1 protein-coding gene is annotated in these 1,193 nt (G+C 32.8%); it reads left to right on the top strand.

Annotation, left to right across the window (positions count from 1 at the left end; all coding sequences use genetic code 11):
- Positions 1-324: 324 nt before the first annotated feature.
- Positions 325-1,193 (top strand): SH3 domain-containing protein (locus ACRRVB_RS04980; RefSeq protein WP_432466850.1); only part of this gene is annotated, 869 nt, incomplete at its 3' end.

Consider the following 1,193-nt stretch of genomic DNA (forward strand, 5'->3'; position numbering starts at 1 on the left):
AATCGAATCAGATAACTGGAATAAAGGATGTTTCGGGTTAAGAAAACTAGATAAGCGTTGCTCAAACAAACGCTCAAGGCTATTATTTATTTTCTTAGATTTCATCCTTATTTTGCAAGCTTTTTATACAAAACAACTCTAAAACTGGTTATTAACCAATACAAATTTAACCATTTATTTGCTGATTAACAAATAATTATACAGTATTTCAGGACCGACTAATTAAATAACTGACACCATAATATTCGATTTTAAATTGTTTTTTTTGTCTCATGTTCATTAATAATAAATGTAATTTAATAAGTAATTTTACTTTAAATTCCAATGCCATACAAAGCACAAACACCTTTCTTACCCTCTTCAATAGAGTTCTTCCCTATAGAAGCTTACCAACAGGAGACAGATAAGTGGATTAATCCATATCAAGATGGATATGAAAAGCCAATATTGGACAAAAATGTACAAGCATCTTATTTGAAAAATTTACACCAACGTCTTTTTGGTACTGCATCTCCTTGGGATCAATCCTATGTTAAACAGATTCTGCAAACAGACATCTGGGCTAGCGAAAAAAATCAGCTTACCATATTTTCTAATCAAGATGAACTATCGAAAGACAAATGGTATGGCATTAACTTTAGACTTTATCCCAAAAAAAAGATAGAAAATATAGCCGATACAATCCCGTTAGACGAACTAAAAAGATTATCCTTTCATAAAGAAAACAGAGCAATAACTACCAAGAATTTATTAGGAAGAAGCCTACCTACAACAGATATTTATGTGCGTAGCATTATGCCAGGCTATGGCTATCCACTTGACAAGCTACAAGCCTCTGCGCTCTTTATTGGAACACCTATTTATCTTATAAATCAAACGAAAGATAAAAGCTGGTCGCTTGTTATCACACCAGACTTTATTGTATGGGTTGAAAGTGACGGGATAGCCTATACCGATGATGGCTTTATTGAAAAATGGAAATCTGTTGCACAAGAAAATATTGCTGCAATTATACAAACAGATACACCTTTAGTCAATCAACAAGGAAATTTTTTAACAATAGCTTATATCGGAACATTATTTCCGGCACGTAGTGGTATAATGGACAAACTGATCTTGTCTGTACCTATAACTGATAAAGAAGGAAAAGCATTTTTATCAGATGTGGTAGTTAATCCAACACACGCAGCATA

The sequence above is a fragment of the Candidatus Cardinium hertigii genome, from assembly GCF_050864855.1.
Taxonomy (GTDB): domain Bacteria; phylum Bacteroidota; class Bacteroidia; order Cytophagales; family Amoebophilaceae; genus Cardinium; species Cardinium hertigii_C.